The organism is Nocardia sp. NPDC127526 (assembly GCF_042672265.1).
In the GTDB taxonomy this organism is placed as follows: Bacteria; Actinomycetota; Actinomycetes; order Mycobacteriales; family Mycobacteriaceae; genus Nocardia.
This window is the reverse complement of the sequence record NZ_JBHXVO010000005.1, coordinates 41,757-58,537: the sequence shown is the minus strand read 5'-3', so window position 1 is coordinate 58,537 and position 16,781 is coordinate 41,757. Positions and strand designations below refer to the sequence as shown.

Sequence of the window (16,781 nt, the reverse complement as noted above, 5' to 3'; positions counted from 1 at the left end):
CCGGGAAAGCCCCCACACCGGCATCCACCTGGAGGAGGCATGCGAACGGCCGCACACCCCGGTTCGGAGTGCGCGGCCGCGCGTATTCGGTTGTCGGAGCGTCAGCTCATGGCCGCGGCCAGTTCCGCGGATAGCTCGACATCGTCGATCTCGGCGATACCGTCGGCCGTCACCTCGAGGACGCGGGCGGTGCCGATATCGAAGAACAGGCCCGAGAGCGTGACTCCGCGTTCGTGCACGGCCCGGCGCACCACCGGATGGGCGGCGAGCGTTTCCAGCTGGACCGCCACGTTCACCATGGCCAGCTGGTCCGGGACGCCGAACCCGGCCCGGGCGGCGGCGAAGGCCACCGGGTGGCCGCGCCGGAAGCGGTCCAGGCTGGGTGCGGCATTGCGCAGCCAGGCGCCCAGGCCCGGGCCGCTCGGCGCGCCGGCGAGCAGGGCGTTCATCGCGCCGCAGGACGAATGTCCGCACACCACAAGGTGATCGACGTGCAGTTCGTCCAGCGCGAAGGACAGCGCCGCTTCGATGGAGCTGTCCCGTCCCTGTGGGGGCACCAGGTTGCCGACATTGCGGACGGTGAACAGGTCGCCCGGACCGGTATTGGTGATGACATTGGGCACGATCCGGGAATCCGCGCAGGTGAGGAAGAGCGAGTGCGGGTTCTGGCCGTCGCGCAATTCGTCCAGGTGCGGGCGGACCACATGGGCGTGGCGGCGATGGTATTCGGCCACACCGGCGGTGACCGGGTTGCCCTCGCCCTTGCGCCAGGGGCGCAGCACATCGTGCAGCAGGTTGCGGGCGTGGCCGCGCACCGGCGGGCCGGTCACCGCATCGGCCATGGGCACGGTGCCCAGTTCCACGAAATCGACTCGGCCGCCGGTGGTTTCGTGCTGCCGCGCCCAGTCGTGAATGGCTTCGTAGGCGGCGTGGTCGAGGAAGTCGACGCTCATCTCGACCAGCACGTCGGCCCCGGCGGGCACCTTCGCCAGTTCCTTGGACAGCTTGGGCAGCGCCAGGAAGGTACAGGTGCCGTCCACGCTGACCAGCCAGTTGTCGGTGCCCTCCACCGGACCGGCCACGATCACGACCTTGACCACCCGCCACAGCAGCAGCGCGAAGGCCAGCACCAGGCCGATGAGCACGCCTTCCAGGAGGTTCAGGAAGACCACGCCCAGCACGGTGACGACGTAGACGAGCAGATCGCCGGTGCGGTGCGCCAGCTTGATGTGGGCAGTCTTGACCAGCTGGATGCCGACCACGATGAGCAGACCGGCCAGGGCGGACTTGGGGATCTGCTGCACGACCGAGACCAGCAGCACCGAGAACACCAGGATCCAGATGCCGTGCAGGAACGCCGAGGCCCGGGAGCGGGCCCCGGCCTGCACATTGGTGGCGCTGCGCACGATGACGCCGGTGACCGGCAGGCCGCCGAGCAGGCCGGAGGTCATATTGGCCGCGCCCTGGGCCATGAGCTCCTTGTCGAAGTTGGTGCGCGGGCCGGTGTGCATCTTGTCCACAGCGACCGCGGACAGCAGGCTCTCCACGCTGGCGATGAGCGCGATGGTCAGCACCGCGAGCGCGACGGCGCCCCAGCCCCCGCTGGGAATCTCCGGCAGGCCGATGGCGTCGAACAGCGAGCCGCTGAGCACGATGCGCTCGACAGTGCCGGGCACGGCCAGCGACAGCAGGGTGCCGGCCACCACGGCGACCAGCGGGCCGGGCAGCACCCTCAGCTGCCCGGGCATGTACTTCCAGCCCAGCATGATGGCAATGACGACCGCGCCGATGAGGAGGTCGTTGCCGTGCAGGCTGGTCAGTTCACCGGGCAGCTGCACCAGGTTCTGGAAGGCCGTGCTGTGCGAGGAGCCGCCGAGCAGCACGTGCAGCTGTTGCAGCGCGATGGTGATGCCGATGCCGGCGAGCATGGCGTGCACCACCACGGGCGCGATGGCCAGCGCGGCGCGGGCGATCCGGCTCAGGCCGAACAGGATCTGCAGCGCGCCGGCCGCGACGGTGATGAAACAGGCTGTCTTCCAGCCGAATTTGCTGATGGTCTCGGCGACCACCACGGTCAGGCCGGCGGCGGGACCGCTCACCTGCAGGGGGGATCCGCCGAGCAGGCCGACCACCACGCCGCCCACCACGGCGGCGATGAGGCCGGCGGCGATCGGGGCGTCGGAGGCGACGGCAATGCCGAGCGACAGGGGCAGGGCGACAAGGAATACGACGAACGAGGCCGGCAAATCGTGGCGCAACCAAGTGTTGAACCGGTCAGTCGGTCTGCCTGGCGGTGAATCGGTGTCGAGGGACATCTCGGCTCCTTCTCCGGAGCCGCGGCTCCGTAAGACGTCGAACATGTTCTGCGGGCATCGAATTGATGCTGTGGGCGGCACTGGCCACAGACTCACCGGACGAGCTGAGGCAAGGCTAAAAGTAAAGCCTTAGCAAAGGCTGAGAAAACATGAGCCACAATGTAAAACGGGCGTGAACCTTGTGTGAGGTCACGCCCGCACCGTGCTGGCAACTCTGTGACATCCAGCCGGTCAACCCGGATTTTCACGCCGGCTGCGGTTCGGCCGCCCGGTGGTGCAGGTCATCGATCTCGGCAATGCCGTCGACCGTGACCTCCACCACTCTGGCCGTCGCGATATCGAAGAACAGCCCGGACAGCACCACCCCGCGCTCCTCCACCCCGCGCCGCACCACCGGATGGGCGTAGAGCGTCTCCAGCTGCACGGCCACATTCACCATGCCCAGCTGGTCGACCGGCCCGAATCCGGCCGCCGCGGCCGCCCGCGCCACCCGATGCCCGCCGCGGTAGGCGTCCAGACTGGGCCGGGCATTGGCCAGCCAGTCGTCCAGACCCGATCCGGTGACGGCCTCGCGATACAGCGCATCCATTGCGCCGCAACCGGAATGCCCGCACACCACCACCGAGCGCACATCGAGTTTGTCGAGGGCGTAGACGATGGCGGCCTCCATGGAGGAATCGCGGCCGTGCGCGGGAATCAGATTGCCGACATTGCGCACGGTGAACAGATCGCCCGGACCGCTGTTGGTGATCACATTGGGCACGATCCGGGAATCCGCGCAGGTCAGGAAGAGGGCATCGGGTTCCTGGCCATCCAGGAGTTCGCCCAGGTGCGGGCGCATGACGTGGGCGTGGCTGCGGTGATAGGCCGCGATGCCGGCCACGATCGGATCGACCTGCGCGCCGGTGCGCCGCCGCGGGCCGAGCACGTCATTGAGAATGCGGCGGCCGTGCCCGCGCGCCGGCGGGCCGGAACCGGCATTGGCCATGCGCGCGGAACCCATTTCGACGCATTCGACCGTGCCGCCGTCGGAGCGGTGACGGCGCATCCACTCCTCGAGCGCCTCGCAGGCGGCGTGATCGAGGAAGTCGACCGTCATCTCGAGCGTGACCTCCGCTCCGGCAGGGACTTTCGCCAATTCCTTGGTGAGCTTGGGCAGCGCCAGGAAGGTGCAGACGCCGTCGATGGTCACCAGCCAGCGGCGCGAATCGATGGCCGAGGCGGACACCGCCACGCGCACCACCCGCCACAGCAGCAGCGCGAAGGCCGCCGCCAGGCCGATCAGCACGCCCTCCAGCAGGTTGAGCAGGACGACGCCGGCAATGGTGAGGGCGTACACGGCCAGGTCACCGGTACGGTGCGCCAGCTTGATGTGGGCCAGCTTCACCAATTGGATGCCGACAACAATCAGCAGACCGGCCAAGGCCGCCTTGGGGATCTGCTGCACGATGCCGACCAGCGCGACGGCGAAGACCAGCACCCAGATCCCGTGCAGCACACCGGATGCGCGGGTGCGCGCCCCGGCCTGCACATTGGTGGCGCTGCGCACGATGACGCCGGTGACCGGGAGCCCGCCGAGCAGGCCGGAGGTCAGATTGGCCGCACCCTGCCCGATGAGCTCGCGGTCGAAGTTGGTGCGCGTCCCGCCCGCCATCTTGTCGACGGCGACCGCCGAGAGCAGGCTCTCCACGCTCGCGATCAGGGCGATGGTGAGCACGGACAGCGCGATGACGCCCCAGCTCCGGTCCGGGATCTCCGGCAGCCCGATGGCATCGAACAGCGAACCGTCCAGCCTGACGCGCTCGGCCTCCCCCGGCAGGACGAACGACAGTGCGGTGCCGCCCAATACGGCGACCAGCGGCCCGGGGATCACGCGCACCCGCGGCGGCATCCAGCGCCAGCCGACCATGATGGCGATCACCGCGCAGCCGATGACCACCGCCTCCCCGTGCACATCGAGCAGCTGCGCCGGCAGTCCGGCGATGTTCTGCACCGCCGTACTGTGCGACGATCCGCCCAGCAGCACATGCACCTGCTGCAGCGCGATGGTGATGCCGATGCCCGCGAGCATCGCGTACACCACCACGGGCGCGATGGCCAGTGCCGCGCGCGCAATCCTGCTGAGCCCGAAGACGATTTGCAATACGCCCGCCGCCGCGGTGATGAAACAGGCTCCGCGCCAGCCGAACTTGTCGATGGTCTCGACGACGACCACGGTCAGGCCGGCCGCCGGGCCACTCACCTGAAGATTCGATCCGCCGAGCAATCCGGCCACCACACCGCCTACGACGGCGGCGATGAGGCCGGCCTCGACCGGGGCATTGGAAGCGACGGCAATCCCCAGGGACAGGGGCAGTGCGACGAGGAAGACCACGACCGAGGCAGGCAGGTCGTATCGCACCACTGTTGCCAATCGCGGAAGCGACGTCCGGAGTGCTTGATCGGTGTCGGTGGACATATTTCTCCTTCGCCGGACGGCCTGGACCGGTCCGGTTCATCGGTCAACATGTACTGGCATCGAGAGCGAGCGGCGGGCGAAGCTGTGACAGCACGACGCTATGGAGAAGATCGAACGGCACAATCGTAAAGACAGTGCAAAGAACCTGAAAAGGGTTTTCGAGAATTGGGGCGATCTGCGACCAAAATGTGACCTGGGCCACTAACTGCGCGGATGCGCGGATCGACGGCAGACCTGTCGGTCGGATGTCCAGAACCATGCCTGCGCATCCGGCCCCGGGGCTACACTCGATCCACCAGATCGAGCGAAAGCCGAACGGACGCAACAGGTTCCGTTCGGATATCCTTTCGTTCCCAAAGAAACGGCAAGACAATGATTCTGGTCTTCGTAGCCAAAGACATGGGAATCGTCGACAAGGGGTACAAGGACTCCTACACCGACAAGAGCGATGGGTTCGGCATCGCGTATGCCTACAACAAGAAGCTGTGGCCCGGCGGCATCCGGCTGGAGAAGAAGGAGAACCTCTTCATCACCGCCCACGGCAATGACGAGGAGATCGGCGACGAGGACGACACGGGCCCGGCGCTCTCCTTCACCCCCGCCACTCTCGCGGGCATCCTGAAGCCGATCATCCCGACCGGCTACACCGGCGACATCTACCTGTCCACCTGCAACTCCTTCGAGTTCGCCAAATCCCTGAAGACCAGCCTCGGCGATCTGACTGCCGGCAGCGACTTCTACGGAACCAAGAAATCCATCGGCTACAAGATCCAGGGCGCCGGCGGCAGCAACTGGCACGAGGCCAAGTGAGCACGCCCTCCCGCTGATGAACAGGGCGCTCCCGGCCGAGGGTGAGGGGCATTCGGCCGGGAGCGCGTCCGGAGGCCGACGTCAGGCGACGAAACCCGACGTGTCACCGGCGGCCACCGGAGATCGTGGCGGGCGCGCGCCGCGCCGCCCGGGGGTTGCGGGCGGGAAACTCACAGGCGGCCCGCGTCTTTGAGCACGCGCCGGGTCTGGGCGAAGAGCATGCCGACATTGACGGTCTTGCGGCACACGACCACCACCACGACGTCCTCGCGGCTCTCGGTGCGAATGAAAAGATGCGTGAGGTTATCGCTGTTCACCAGAATTTCCAGGAAATAATGGCGGTCGGTTCGTATTCCGCGCCGCTCCTTCCAAATATCCTCGATCATGGTCACATTGCGGCCCTGGAAGATATCCAGCGTGGCCGCCGCGAGGAGATCGAGAACTTCCGGCGGATGATTGTCGACGGTTTCCACCGACAGCAGCATTCCCGTCGCCATATCGATCGCCCCGGCGGCAATGCATTCCGGCGCTTCGGACCGTAGCGCTTTCACCAGAATCGCGACCCGGTCCGAAAGGCTGCCTGTGCTGGTGGGTGTACTCATTTCGTCCTTTCTTGTTCCCGTACGGGGAGGGAATTCTGGCGGGCCGCGCGGGCGGCGCGCGGCGACGGCGTGGGCAGGGTGTCGTTGATACCGCTGGCGCCGCGGCGGCGGCGCGGCAGCACCGCTCGGGGCATGCCGAGGCGCTGCGGTGCGGCCTCCGTGGCCTCGGGCAGGGGCGGGCTGATCACCAGGACCTCGGCGTCCAACATGCGCGACACCTCGACGGTGACCGCGTAGAGCCCGCGGCTGAGCAACAGGGCGATATCGCGACAGGTGCGCCGGCCGTTGACCCAGAACAGAATGTCCTGCCAGGGCGTTCGCTCCGGTCCGGCCAGCAGCGCGCGGCCGCGGTCGGTGAGCGACAAGTGATTTCGATGCGGCGAGACCGGGCCGTGGGCCAATGCGCGCAGCCGGCGCTCGGTCTCGAGCAGCAGCCGGCCCGGGTCGACGCTCGGGATGGCGAGCACCTCGGGCGGCAGAGTCGGCGAGTCCTGCCAGCAGCAGCTGCCGAGCCAGCCCGAGGCAATGGCGAAGGCGCCGTCCAGCGCCGCCATCAGGGCCACCAGCCGCAGATCCGCCGCGCCGGTGGAGGTGCGCCCGGGCCGCATCAGCAGATCGCGCACACCGGGCGCGCCGGCCGAGGCCACCATCGTTATGTTTCCGTCGACGAGATAGAAATCGCCACCCGGATCACCGGTCACCCGCAATACTCCCGTGCGCGATTGCGCGGCGCCCAGGGATAATTCGCGGACCAATTCGCGGGTGGCTTCCCGGCCGAATGTCAGCAGCTCTCCCGTCTCGGAGAAGCGCCCCGCGGTCATCTTCGAACTCCTGAATACAGACACAAGCCGATAAAAGGAAGGAAAACCGAGCACGGCCGCTCCATATCGAGGTGGTCGCGTGCGACATATCCTGACAGGCCGGCTGTTTTGGAGCAATGAATTCCGCAGAATTGCTCGCCGATTGCACGCGGCGTCGCCGCGCGACACGCCCGCTACCGGTGGTCGTCAAGGAGCTATTCACGCGCGGGCGCGTTAACCCGGCTTAACGGGAGCGTTGCCCGCGCCGGTGCAGGGCGAGCTGGAGTTCGAGCAGCAACCGGTCGGACGGATCGGTGAGGGCCAGGCCGGTGATGTCCTCGACGCGGCGGATGCGGTAGCGCAACGTATTCGGGTGTACGCGCAGCGCCGCGGCGGCGCGGCGGACGTCGCCGTGCTCGCGCAGGTAGGTCTCGGCGCTCTCGTGCAGGTTCGCCGCATGCCTGCGGTCGTAGTCGAAGAGGGCTCGCAGGCGGGGGTCGTGCAGGTCCGGATGGGCGTGCAGGAGATCGAGGACCTCGCCGAGCAGGACCGCGGTGCGGGATTCGGCGAGGGTGGTGACGCGGCCCTTGGGGAAGGTGGCGGCGGTGCTGTCGAGCACGCGGTCGACCTCGGCGCGGGCGGCGGCGACGCCGTGCAGGTCGGCGACCGGGATGGCGATGGCGGCGCGCAGGGTGGCCACGCGCGGCTCCTGCCGGTCGACGAGATGGCGGACCCAGGCGGTGACGGCGTGATCGGAGCGGTAGCCGGGCAGCAGGACGTACACCCGCTCGGCGGTGGCCATGGTCACCGAATCGCGACGGAAGGAGCCGGCGTGCAAGCGGATCACGCTCGCCAGGTTGGCGTGGTCCGGCCCGGCGCGCAGATCGGCGGCCGCGAACCCCAGCACCGCGGCCGGACCGGTCACCGGGAGGTTCAGGGCGCCCGCGATGGACGGGACGTCGACGCCCTCGCCGCGGACGCCGAACAGGCGCTGGATCATGAGCGCCTCGGTGGAGGGCGCGTCCAGGATGCGGGTGATGATGCGGGCCGCGATGGCCGCGGCGCCGCGCAGCACCTGCGTCGCCTCGGCGGTGAACGGGGTGTCGCCCTGCTGCAGCCAGATCGAGCCGAGCACGTCCGGGGCGGTGCCGCCGCCGGGCGCGCGGCGGATGCCGACCACCAAGCGGCGCTTGATGTTCAGCTCCGGATGCGCGGGGACGTCGATCACCTCGTCGGTGCGGCGAATGCTGTCGAAGACTCCCCATTCCCGCAGTACCCGCAGATAGTCGCGCGGGCCCTCGCGGCCGAGGATCGACTGGATGCGCAGCGGGTCGGCGGCTTCGCCGGAGGCGGAATAGGCCAGCACGTGGGAGGCCTGATCCTCGATGGACACCATGCCGCCGGCCTGATCGGCGACCAGCTGCGCGAGACCGTAGAGATCGGTGTCGGCGGTGAGTGCTTCCGCGGTCATGCGACACCGTCCTTCATCCAACTGAACAACAAATCACCTCGATCCTTGTCCATCCGGCTCATTTTCGGTGGCGGTTCGCGTAGTTGACTCGCGGTCACCGGAATGTGTCCCAGCGCACAGACCCGAACGCGCTATCGACAGGAGTTCTCATGGACGCCATCGCGACCACGCCCCCACCGGTCAATGAACCGGTCGGAACCTTCGCCCCCGGCAGCCCCGAACGGGCCCGGCTGCGCGCGAAGCTGACCGAACTCGCCGCCGCGCCCACCGAGGTGCACAACGTCATCGGCGGACGCCATCGCCGCACCGGCGGACCGGCCATCGATGTCGTGCAGCCGCACAATCACGCCGCGATCCTGGGCACCGTCACCGCGGCCGGAGCGGCCGATGTGCGCGAGGCCGTCGACGCCGCCACCGCGGCCGCGCCCGGCTGGCGCGCACTGTCCTTCGAGGACCGGGCCGCCATCTTCCTGCGCGCGGCGGACCTGCTGGCCGGGCCGTGGCGGGAATCCATCGCCGCCGCAACCATGCTCGGGCAGTCCAAGACCGCGTACCAGGCCGAGATCGACGCGCCCTGCGAACTGGTCGACTTCTGGCGCTTCAATGTGCATTTCGCGCGGCAGATCCTCGCGGAGCAGCCGATCTCGACGCCCGGGGTGTGGAATCGGATGGAGTACCGGTCGCTGGAGGGGTTCGTCTACGCCGTCACCCCGTTCAACTTCACCGCCATCGCGGGCAATCTGCCCACCGCGCCGGCGCTCATGGGCAATACGGTGATCTGGAAGCCCGCGCTCACCCAGTCGGTCGCCGCGTACTGGACCATGAAACTGCTGGAGGCGGCGGGGCTGCCGCCCGGGGTGATCAATCTGGTGCACGGCGCGGGGCCCAAGGTGTCGGATGTGGTGCTGGCCGATCCCCGGCTGGCCGGGGTGCATTTCACCGGGTCCACCAAGACTTTTCAGCATCTGTGGCGGGCGGTCGCCGCGAACATCTCCGAGTACCGCACCTATCCGCGGCTCGTCGGCGAAACCGGCGGAAAGGATTTCGTGCTCGCGCATCCCTCGGCGGATCCGGAGGTGCTGACCACCGCGCTGCTGCGCGGGGCGTTCGACTACCAGGGCCAGAAGTGCTCGGCGGCGTCGCGGGCCTACATCCCGAAGTCGGTGTGGGCGCGCATGGGCGACGATCTGATCGGCAAGACCGCGGCGCTGCGCTACGGCGATGTCACCGATTTCGCCAATTTCGGTGGGGCCGTGATCGATCGGCACGCCTTCGAGCGCAATGCCGATGCCATCGCGCGGGCCAAGGCCACGCCCGGGCTCACCATCGCCGCGGGCGGCAGCACCGACGACAGCGTCGGCTACTTCGTCGATCCCACCATCCTGCTCGGTGAGGATCCCGCCGACGAGGCGTTCCGGACCGAGTACTTCGGGCCCATTCTGTCCATTCACGTCTATGACGACGCGGTGGCCGGATCCTTCGAGGCCGCAATGGAATCGGTCGATCAGGGCGCGGCCTACGGGCTCACCGGATCCATTATCGCCGACGACCGGACCGCGGTCGCGCGGGCCACCGAGCGGCTGTGCTTCGCCGCGGGCAATTTCTACATCAACGACAAGCCGACCGGGGCGGTCGTCGGGCAGCAGCCCTTCGGCGGCGGTCGCGCCTCGGGCACCAATGACAAGGCGGGCTCGGCGCAGAACCTGTTGCGCTGGACCTCGGCTCGCACCATCAAGGAAACCTTCGTCCCGCCGACCGACCACCTGTACCCGCATCAGGCCGCCGATCAGGAGAACCGATGACAACCGCCGGACTACTGCGGCCCGCCATGCTGGCCGCCTCCCGCTCCCCGCGCCTGGAGCGCACCATCAGCCGGCTGCCGGCCACCCGGAAGCTGGTGGATCGCTTCGTCGCCGGTGAATCCGAGGATGCCGCCATCGCCGCGGCGCAGGCGCTGCTGGTCTCGGGGCGGTTCATCTCCATCGACTACCTCGGTGAGGACACCACCGAGATCGCGCAGGCCCGCAATACCGTGGCGCACTATCTCGCATTGCTGCCCGCACTGGCCGAGCTGACCGATGGATCGCCCGGAATCGCCGGGCCGCTGGAGATTTCGCTCAAACTCTCGGCGCTGGGGCAATCGCTGCCGCACGACGGGCACGCCATCGCGCTCCAGCACGCGCACGAGATCTGTTCCGCCGCCGAGGCGTCCGGAGTATCGGTCACCATCGACGCCGAGGATCACACCACCACCGATTCCACCCTGGGCATAGTCCGGGAGCTGCGGGCGGACTTCCCCAACCTCGGCACGGTCTTGCAGGCGTATCTGCGGCGCACCGCGGACGACTGCCGGGAGCTGTCCGGGCCGGGGTCGCGGATCCGGCTGTGCAAGGGCGCGTATCGGGAGCCGGCGAGCGTCGCGTATCAGAGCGCCACCGATGTCGACCTGTCATATCTGCGCTGCCTGCGCATTCTCATGGACGGCCAGGGTTATCCGATGGTCGCCACCCACGATCCGGCCATGATCGCGGCGGCCCGGCGGTATGCCGGTGAATGCGAACGCGGGGTGGAGGATTTCGAGTTCCAGATGCTGCACGGCATTCGCGAGGCCGAACAGCTGCGGCTCACCGGCGACGGCTACCACCTGCGGGTGTATCTGCCCTACGGCGATCAGTGGTACGGCTACTTCATGCGCAGACTCGCCGAACGACCCGCCAACCTGGCGTTTTTCCTGCGCTCGCTGACGCCTGGCAATCGGCGCTGACTCCAGCAAATAGTGTCACCTGCGTTACGCATCCCCGGGTATCGCAGCAAGGAAAGGACATCCGCATATGCCCCTCGCGGAATTGCGCAATCAGATGTTGCGCCGCAAACCCCTCCGGGAAGTCGAGGAGGACACGCCCGCCGATGAACGGCTGGCCCGGCACCTCGGGCTCTGGCAGCTCACGGCCATCGGCGTGGGCGGCATTATCGGCGCGGGCATCTTCACCCTCGCCGGATCGGTCGCGCATTCCGTCACCGGGCCCTCGGTGCTGATCTCGTTTCTCATTGCCGGCGTCGCCAGCGCCGCGGCCGCGCTGTGTTATGCCGAATTCGCGGGCATGGTCCCGAAGGCGGGTTCGGCCTACACCTACGGCTATGTGTCCCTCGGTGAGCTGGCGGGCTGGTTCATCGGCTGGGATCTGCTGCTGGAGTACATCGCGGTCGCGGCGGTGGTGGCCATCGGGGTCTCGGGATATTTCAAATTCCTGCTGGAGCAGGTGAATATCGATCTGCCGAACTGGATGATGGGGGCCTCCGGCACCGGCGACGGCCATGTGGTCGACGTGTTCGCCGTCCTGTTCTGCCTCGGCACCGCCTTCGTGCTCTCGCGCGGCATTCGCAGTGTCGGACGGTTCGAGACGGTCACCGTGGGCATCAAGGTGGCGCTGGTCGTGCTCATCATCGTGCTGGGCGTGTTCCATATCGACAGCTCCAACTACACCCCGTATTTCCCGTTCGGGGCGGGCGCGGTGTGGACCGGCGCGGCCACGGTGTTCTTCGCCGTCTTCGGTTACGACGCCATGAGCACGGCCGCCGAGGAATCGGTGGACGGGAAGAAGCATCTGCCCAAGGCCATTCTGTATTCGCTGGCCATCGCCATGGTGTTGTACGTGCTGGCCACCCTGGTGCTGACCGGTATGCAGAAGTACACCGAGATCAGCCCGACCAGCGGATTCTCCACGGCGTTCGAATCCGTCGGCATGCCCGGGATCGCGAATATCATCGCGGTCGGCGCCATTGTCGGCATTGTCACCGTCGTGCTGACGTTCATGCTCGGCGTCACCCGGGTGTGGTTCGCCATGAGCCGCGACGGGCTGCTGCCGGAATGGTTCGCCAAAACGCATCCGACGCGCAAGGTTCCGACCCGCGTCACCTGGATCGTGGGCATCGGATCCGCGGCCATGGCGGGTCTGCTGGATATCACCGTGGTCGCCGAGCTCACCAATATCGGCATTCTCATGGCGTTCATCGTGGTGTCGGTCGCGGTCATCGTGCTGCGCCGCACCCGGCCCGACGAGCCGCGCGAATTCAAACTCCCCTTCATGCCGGTCGTTCCGCTGATCGGCATCGGCTTCTCGGTCTATCTGATCTGGTCGCTGCCCTGGGAGACGTGGGTGCGGTTCGCGGTCTGGCTGGTCGCCGGCCTGATCGTGTACTTCCTGTACTCCCGCACCCATTCCAAGCTCGAGAAGCCCAGTGCGGCCGGGGTTTCCGCGCCGCACTGAGCCGGCGGGCGCTCAAGCCGGAACGGCGTCGGTGGCGCGCCGCCAAATCCGGTGCTGGGACAGCAGTTCCGCGAAGGTGTCGACGAACTGCCCCGGGGCCTCGGTCCCGGCGGCAGCGGTGACGACCACGCCGTTCTCGGCGGCGAATTCGGTGTCGACGGCGATATTGGGCATCAGTCCCGCAATGCGGAGCAGCGCCGCGCCGCCACCGAAGGCGCCGATGGGTTTGGCGTGTTTGAACGCCTCCAGGACGAAGTGCACGGCCGAACCCATGCCGACGAGCACGTCGGCCGACTTCGGTCCGCCCGCGACCAGGACGGCGTCGTAGAGCACCGAGCTCACGGTGGCCAGAGACTTGTCCACCGTGAGCAGGTCGCCGTCACGGCCCTCCCCGGTGACCGAACCGCCGTGCGGGGCAATGACATCGACCACGGCGTCGCGGGCCATCAGCTGGGATCGGATGCCCAGCACCCCGTCCAGGTCCGCGCCGTCGGCCACCAGCAGGGCGATCTTGCGGGTGGCGATGCCGGCGTCGCCGGCGCCGAGCTGGGACAGGGCGGGTGAGAGCACGGCCTCGGTCGTCTCGGCCTCGACTTGCGGGGTGGGCATGCCGAGTTCGCCGGCCACCCGCGCCGCCAGTTCCGCGTCGATGCGGACCAGGTGTTCGAGCACCCGCTCCCGGAGGGCCGGACGGGTCACCTTGCCCAGCTCGAAGGCGAAGGCGGACACGATGTGCTCGGCCTCCGGCGGGGACATGCTGCGCCAGAACATGCGGGGCTGCGAATAGTATTCGCGGAAGCTCTCGGCGCGCTGCCGGATCGCGGTGCCCGACATGCGTTCGGCCACATGCCGGAACACGCCCTCCTCGGCCAGCGCCGGGCAGCCGCCGCCGATGGTGTTCTTGGTGTACGCCGCCTCGCCCTGTGGGATGGCGTGCTGGCCGTAGCCGTCCTGCTGATGGTTGCGGACATCGGCGATGGGCCGATTGACCGGCAGCTGCGCGAAATTCGGGCCGCCCAGCCGGATGAGCTGGGTGTCCAGGTAGGAGAAATTGCGCAATTGCAGCAGCGGATCATCGCTGAAGTCGATGCCGGGCACCAGGTTCGCGGTGTGGAAGGCCACCTGCTCGGTCTCGGCGAAGAAGTTGTCCGGGTTGCGGTCGAGGACCAGGCGACCGACGGGCTGTACCGGGACTTGTTCCTCCGGAATGATTTTGGTGGCGTCGAGGATGTCGAAGTCGAAGCCGAATTCGTTCTCCTCCGGGATCAACTGGACACCCAGCTCCCAGGCCGGGTATTGGCCGGCCTCGATGCAGTCCCACAGGTCGCGGCGATTGAAGTCCGGGTCCTGCCCGGCGACCTGCTGGCATTCCTCCCACAGCAGCGAGTGCACGCCGAGTTCGGGTTTCCAGTGGAACTTCACGAAGGTGGCCCGGCCCGCGGCGTTCACCAGCCGGAAGGTGTGCACCCCGAAGCCCTGCATCATGCGGTAGCTGCGCGGCAGTGCGCGATCCGACATCAGCCACATGATGGCGTGCAGCGTCTCGGGTTGTTCGCCCACGAAGTCCCACAGGGTGTCGTGGGCGGAGGCGGCCTGCGGAATCTCGTTGTGCGGCTCGGGTTTCACCGCGTGCACGAAATCCGGGAACTTGATGCCGTCCTGGATGAAGAAGACCGGGAAGTTGTTGCCGACCAGATCGTAATTGCCTTGATCGGTATAGAACTTCGTCGCGAAGCCCCGCACGTCGCGCACGGTGTCGGCGGAGCCGCGGGATCCGGCCACCGTCGAAAACCGCACGAAGACCGGCGTTTCCATGCTCGGATCGGTCAGGAAGTGCGCGGTGGTGTATTCACCGAGCCAGTCGCTGTAGGGCTGGAAGCTCCCGTAGGCGCCCGCGCCGCGCGCGTGCACCACCCGCTCCGGAATGCGCTCGTGATCGAAGTGCGTGATCTTCTCGCGCGCATGGAAATCCGCGAGCAGCGTCGGCCCGCGCGCTCCCGCCGACAGCGCGTCGTCGGTGTGGTCCACCCGCACGCCCTGTTGCGTGGTCAGCTTGCCCTGCTCGCGATCGACCCGATATCCATCCAGTTGCTGCTGTTTGTCGTTCGCTCCGTTCTCCATGCCTGTCACCCTTCGGTCTTGCGACGCCAGTCGCGCAGGGCATCGCGAATCCGGTCGAACAGCGCCAGCGGCGGTCCCGCGACGATATTCCCGACCATCGACTCCCCCGCCTGCGTATGCGGCCGCGTGGGCGCGACGGCCTCGGCCACCCGCACCGCGGTCGCCAGCCGCGCGCGATCGTCCTCGGACAGCCGCTGCCGCAACTGCTCGAACTCCTCCTTCTCCTCCATCTCCGCATGCTCGACCACCGCGAGCGCGAAGCTGTGGAACCGCTGCCCGAACTCCTCGTGCCGCACCCCCATGTCATAGAGATCGACCAGCATCTGCTTGGCCTCCCCCTCCTCCGCCAACCGGTGATCCACCACCGCATCGGCGACGGCGGCCCGCCGCGACACCGGATGCACCACTTCCTCTTCCGCGGCCTCGTGCACCACCAGCAGCCGCACGAGTTCCTCGAACGGCTGCCGCCTGGCCTCCCCCGCCGCGCTCTCCACCTGCTGAATCAAACCTTTGATCTGCTCATGCTGCTCCAGCAACAACACAACGACATCCTCTTTCGGCGCCGTGGTCATGGCCAACCTCCTCAGATCGGACAATGCGAAGCGGCCGTCTCCGCACCGCCGCCATACCCGCCCCTCGGCCGCTCACACGTGAATCCGGAATTCTTCGCGGATATCCGAGATACCCTTATCGGGTATAGATCACCGGTCGACGGGCGGAGTGAGCGCCAATGACCCAGGACAGCCATCTGCCCCGCGCGGGCGCGCGAATCGCCTATCGGCTCAGCGGTTCCGGCTCACCCCTCGCCTACGCACACGGAATTCTGCTGAGCCGCGCCGCGGTGCGCCGCCTCGAACTCTTCGACTTCGACCGCCTCGCGGCCGAGCATCACCTGCTCACCTATGACCAGCGCGGCCACGGGCACTCGGCGGGCCGCCCCGTCGCCGAGGACTACCGGTTCGAGAACATCGCCCAGGACCTGCTCGCCCTCATGGACGAGATCAGCTTCACCGAACCCCTCGACATGGTCGGCTCCTCCCTCGGCTGCGCGGCCGCGCTGTACGCGGCACTGGCAGCGCCGGATCGCTTCCGCCGCCTGGTCCTGATGATCCCCCCGGCGGCCTGGGACGACGGCCTCGCGGCCCGGCAGTGGTACCTCGACACCGCCGACCAGATCGACACGCTGGGCGCGCCTGCCTGGCTCGAACACTGGGAGGCCGCAGACCCCCTGCCGATCTTCGCCGACCACCCGCAGTTCCACTTCACCCCGGACGTCCCGAACGAGCTGCTCGCACCGGCACTGCGCGGCGCCGGATCATCCGACCTGCCCCCGCAGCCAGACGTGGCTCGCCTGCCCCACCGCACGCTCATCCTGACCTGGGACACCGACCCGCTGCATCCGACCTCCACGGCACAGCGGCTCGCCGAACTGCTCCCCAATTCGAGCCTGCACGTCGCGAAATCGGTCGATGACATAAGAACGTGGACAACCATGGTCGCCGAGTTCTGCCGCTGAGGCGGCGGATGCGCTACAGCATGCTGTCGACACGGGTCTGGAAATGGCGGGCGGTGATCGTGTCCGGGTGCAGGGCGCCGAGGAGGCGGGTGCGGCCGTCGACGGCCTCTGCGGCGTGCCGGGCGGATTCCGCATAGTCGCCCGCTTCGAAGAGAACGTAGGCCAGGCTCAGGTGCCATGAGAAGAGGCTGGCCCGGAATTGCTCGTGCTGGAGGTCGTCCCAGTCGAAATCGTCACGGAAGGCTAGCTTCGAGATCATCGAGCGCGCGACCTCGGCGGCTTCGGAATATCGGCCCGCGGCGCGGAGGTCGGCGAACCGGCGTACCCGGCGGCGCGAAATGATCACGCGAACAATGGCGGCGACGATCATGGCGGCGAACAGCAGCACGATCAGTGCGATCACGATATCGACCGTCACGG

The 16,781-nt window shown here is 67.8% G+C and carries 14 protein-coding genes; 5 read left to right on the top strand and 9 right to left on the bottom strand.

The genetic code is table 11. The annotated features are described in order from the left end of the window. Positions 1–101 precede the first annotated feature (101 nt). The 3 genes from ACFVIV_RS11280 to ACFVIV_RS11270 form a co-directional block, all read right to left on the bottom strand. Positions 102–2,315, bottom strand: coding sequence for a SulP family inorganic anion transporter (locus ACFVIV_RS11280; protein WP_379195051.1), 2,214 nt, complete (start codon positions 2,313–2,315; stop codon positions 102–104). Positions 2,316–2,559: 244 nt separating this feature from the next. Then, positions 2,560–4,773, bottom strand: coding sequence for a SulP family inorganic anion transporter (locus ACFVIV_RS11275; RefSeq protein WP_379195049.1), 2,214 nt, complete (start codon positions 4,771–4,773; stop codon positions 2,560–2,562). Between the two features lie 43 nt (positions 4,774–4,816). After that, on the bottom strand, positions 4,817–5,032 hold the full coding sequence (locus ACFVIV_RS11270; protein WP_379195047.1) for a hypothetical protein: 216 nt from the start codon (positions 5,030–5,032) through the stop codon (positions 4,817–4,819). Between the two features lie 113 nt (positions 5,033–5,145). Between ACFVIV_RS11270 and ACFVIV_RS11265 the strand changes: the two genes are divergently transcribed. After that, positions 5,146–5,583: a hypothetical protein gene (locus tag ACFVIV_RS11265; RefSeq protein WP_379195045.1), complete on the top strand. Its 438-nt coding sequence runs from the start codon at positions 5,146–5,148 to the stop codon at positions 5,581–5,583. Between the two features lie 170 nt (positions 5,584–5,753). Here ACFVIV_RS11265 and ACFVIV_RS11260 read toward each other — a convergent pair whose 3' ends face one another. The 3 genes from ACFVIV_RS11260 to ACFVIV_RS11250 all read right to left on the bottom strand — a co-directional run bounded on the left by ACFVIV_RS11260 (position 5,754) and on the right by ACFVIV_RS11250 (position 8,456). Continuing rightward, a complete protein-coding gene (locus tag ACFVIV_RS11260) occupies positions 5,754–6,185 on the bottom strand; it encodes a hypothetical protein (protein WP_379195043.1) in 432 nt (143 codons plus the stop codon). Then, the gene (locus tag ACFVIV_RS11255) at positions 6,182–7,006 is read right to left on the bottom strand and encodes a hypothetical protein (protein ID WP_379195041.1); all 825 of its coding nucleotides are present in this window, start codon (positions 7,004–7,006) and stop codon (positions 6,182–6,184) included. The genes ACFVIV_RS11260 and ACFVIV_RS11255 overlap by 4 nt, the downstream gene beginning before the upstream one ends. A gap of 223 nt (positions 7,007–7,229) precedes the next feature. Then, entirely contained in the window at positions 7,230–8,456 is a 1,227-nt protein-coding gene (locus ACFVIV_RS11250; RefSeq protein WP_379195039.1) for a PucR family transcriptional regulator, read from the bottom strand. A gap of 149 nt (positions 8,457–8,605) precedes the next feature. Here ACFVIV_RS11250 and pruA point away from each other — a divergent pair, with 149 nt between their 5' ends. The 3 genes from pruA to ACFVIV_RS11235 all read left to right on the top strand — a co-directional run bounded on the left by pruA (position 8,606) and on the right by ACFVIV_RS11235 (position 12,724). Beyond that, on the top strand, positions 8,606–10,258 hold the full coding sequence (pruA, locus tag ACFVIV_RS11245; protein ID WP_379195037.1) for an L-glutamate gamma-semialdehyde dehydrogenase: 1,653 nt from the start codon (positions 8,606–8,608) through the stop codon (positions 10,256–10,258). Next, positions 10,255–11,220, top strand: a complete 966-nt coding sequence (locus ACFVIV_RS11240) for a proline dehydrogenase family protein (RefSeq protein ID WP_379195035.1) — start codon at positions 10,255–10,257, stop codon at positions 11,218–11,220. The genes pruA and ACFVIV_RS11240 overlap by 4 nt, the downstream gene beginning before the upstream one ends. A gap of 67 nt (positions 11,221–11,287) precedes the next feature. Further along, positions 11,288–12,724, top strand: coding sequence for an amino acid permease (locus ACFVIV_RS11235; RefSeq protein ID WP_379195033.1), 1,437 nt, complete (start codon positions 11,288–11,290; stop codon positions 12,722–12,724). 12 nt (positions 12,725–12,736) lie between these two features. On the opposite strand, the gene ACFVIV_RS11230 is transcribed toward ACFVIV_RS11235, so the two are convergent. Beyond that, complete coding sequence (locus tag ACFVIV_RS11230; protein ID WP_379195031.1) at positions 12,737–14,845, bottom strand: catalase; 2,109 nt, start codon at positions 14,843–14,845, stop codon at positions 12,737–12,739. Between the two features lie 5 nt (positions 14,846–14,850). After that, positions 14,851–15,417 (bottom strand): hemerythrin domain-containing protein, encoded by a 567-nt coding sequence (locus ACFVIV_RS11225; protein WP_379195029.1) that lies wholly within the window; start codon positions 15,415–15,417, stop codon positions 14,851–14,853. A gap of 158 nt (positions 15,418–15,575) precedes the next feature. Here ACFVIV_RS11225 and ACFVIV_RS11220 point away from each other — a divergent pair, with 158 nt between their 5' ends. Then, positions 15,576–16,361, top strand: a complete 786-nt coding sequence (locus ACFVIV_RS11220) for an alpha/beta fold hydrolase (RefSeq protein ID WP_379195027.1) — start codon at positions 15,576–15,578, stop codon at positions 16,359–16,361. Between the two features lie 13 nt (positions 16,362–16,374). Here the strand turns inward: ACFVIV_RS11220 and ACFVIV_RS11215 are convergent, their stop codons facing one another. Continuing rightward, entirely contained in the window at positions 16,375–16,779 is a 405-nt protein-coding gene (locus ACFVIV_RS11215; RefSeq protein ID WP_379195025.1) for a tetratricopeptide repeat protein, read from the bottom strand. Positions 16,780–16,781: the final 2 nt, after the last annotated feature.

Excerpts from the sequence above, each read along its gene's own strand:
- ACFVIV_RS11280 (WP_379195051.1), bottom strand. The coding sequence starts at position 2,315 with ATGTCCCTCGACACCGATTCACCGCCAGGCAGACCGACTGACCGGTTC.
- ACFVIV_RS11275 (WP_379195049.1), bottom strand. The coding sequence starts at position 4,773 with ATGTCCACCGACACCGATCAAGCACTCCGGACGTCGCTTCCGCGATTG.
- ACFVIV_RS11270 (WP_379195047.1), bottom strand. The coding sequence starts at position 5,032 with ATGGTTCTGGACATCCGACCGACAGGTCTGCCGTCGATCCGCGCATCC.
- ACFVIV_RS11265 (WP_379195045.1), top strand. The coding sequence starts at position 5,146 with ATGATTCTGGTCTTCGTAGCCAAAGACATGGGAATCGTCGACAAGGGG.
- ACFVIV_RS11260 (WP_379195043.1), bottom strand. The coding sequence starts at position 6,185 with ATGAGTACACCCACCAGCACAGGCAGCCTTTCGGACCGGGTCGCGATT.
- ACFVIV_RS11255 (WP_379195041.1), bottom strand. The coding sequence starts at position 7,006 with ATGACCGCGGGGCGCTTCTCCGAGACGGGAGAGCTGCTGACATTCGGC.
- ACFVIV_RS11250 (WP_379195039.1), bottom strand. The coding sequence starts at position 8,456 with ATGACCGCGGAAGCACTCACCGCCGACACCGATCTCTACGGTCTCGCG.
- pruA (WP_379195037.1), top strand. The coding sequence starts at position 8,606 with ATGGACGCCATCGCGACCACGCCCCCACCGGTCAATGAACCGGTCGGA.
- ACFVIV_RS11240 (WP_379195035.1), top strand. The coding sequence starts at position 10,255 with ATGACAACCGCCGGACTACTGCGGCCCGCCATGCTGGCCGCCTCCCGC.
- ACFVIV_RS11235 (WP_379195033.1), top strand. The coding sequence starts at position 11,288 with ATGCCCCTCGCGGAATTGCGCAATCAGATGTTGCGCCGCAAACCCCTC.
- ACFVIV_RS11230 (WP_379195031.1), bottom strand. The coding sequence starts at position 14,845 with ATGGAGAACGGAGCGAACGACAAACAGCAGCAACTGGATGGATATCGG.
- ACFVIV_RS11225 (WP_379195029.1), bottom strand. The coding sequence starts at position 15,417 with ATGACCACGGCGCCGAAAGAGGATGTCGTTGTGTTGTTGCTGGAGCAG.
- ACFVIV_RS11220 (WP_379195027.1), top strand. The coding sequence starts at position 15,576 with ATGACCCAGGACAGCCATCTGCCCCGCGCGGGCGCGCGAATCGCCTAT.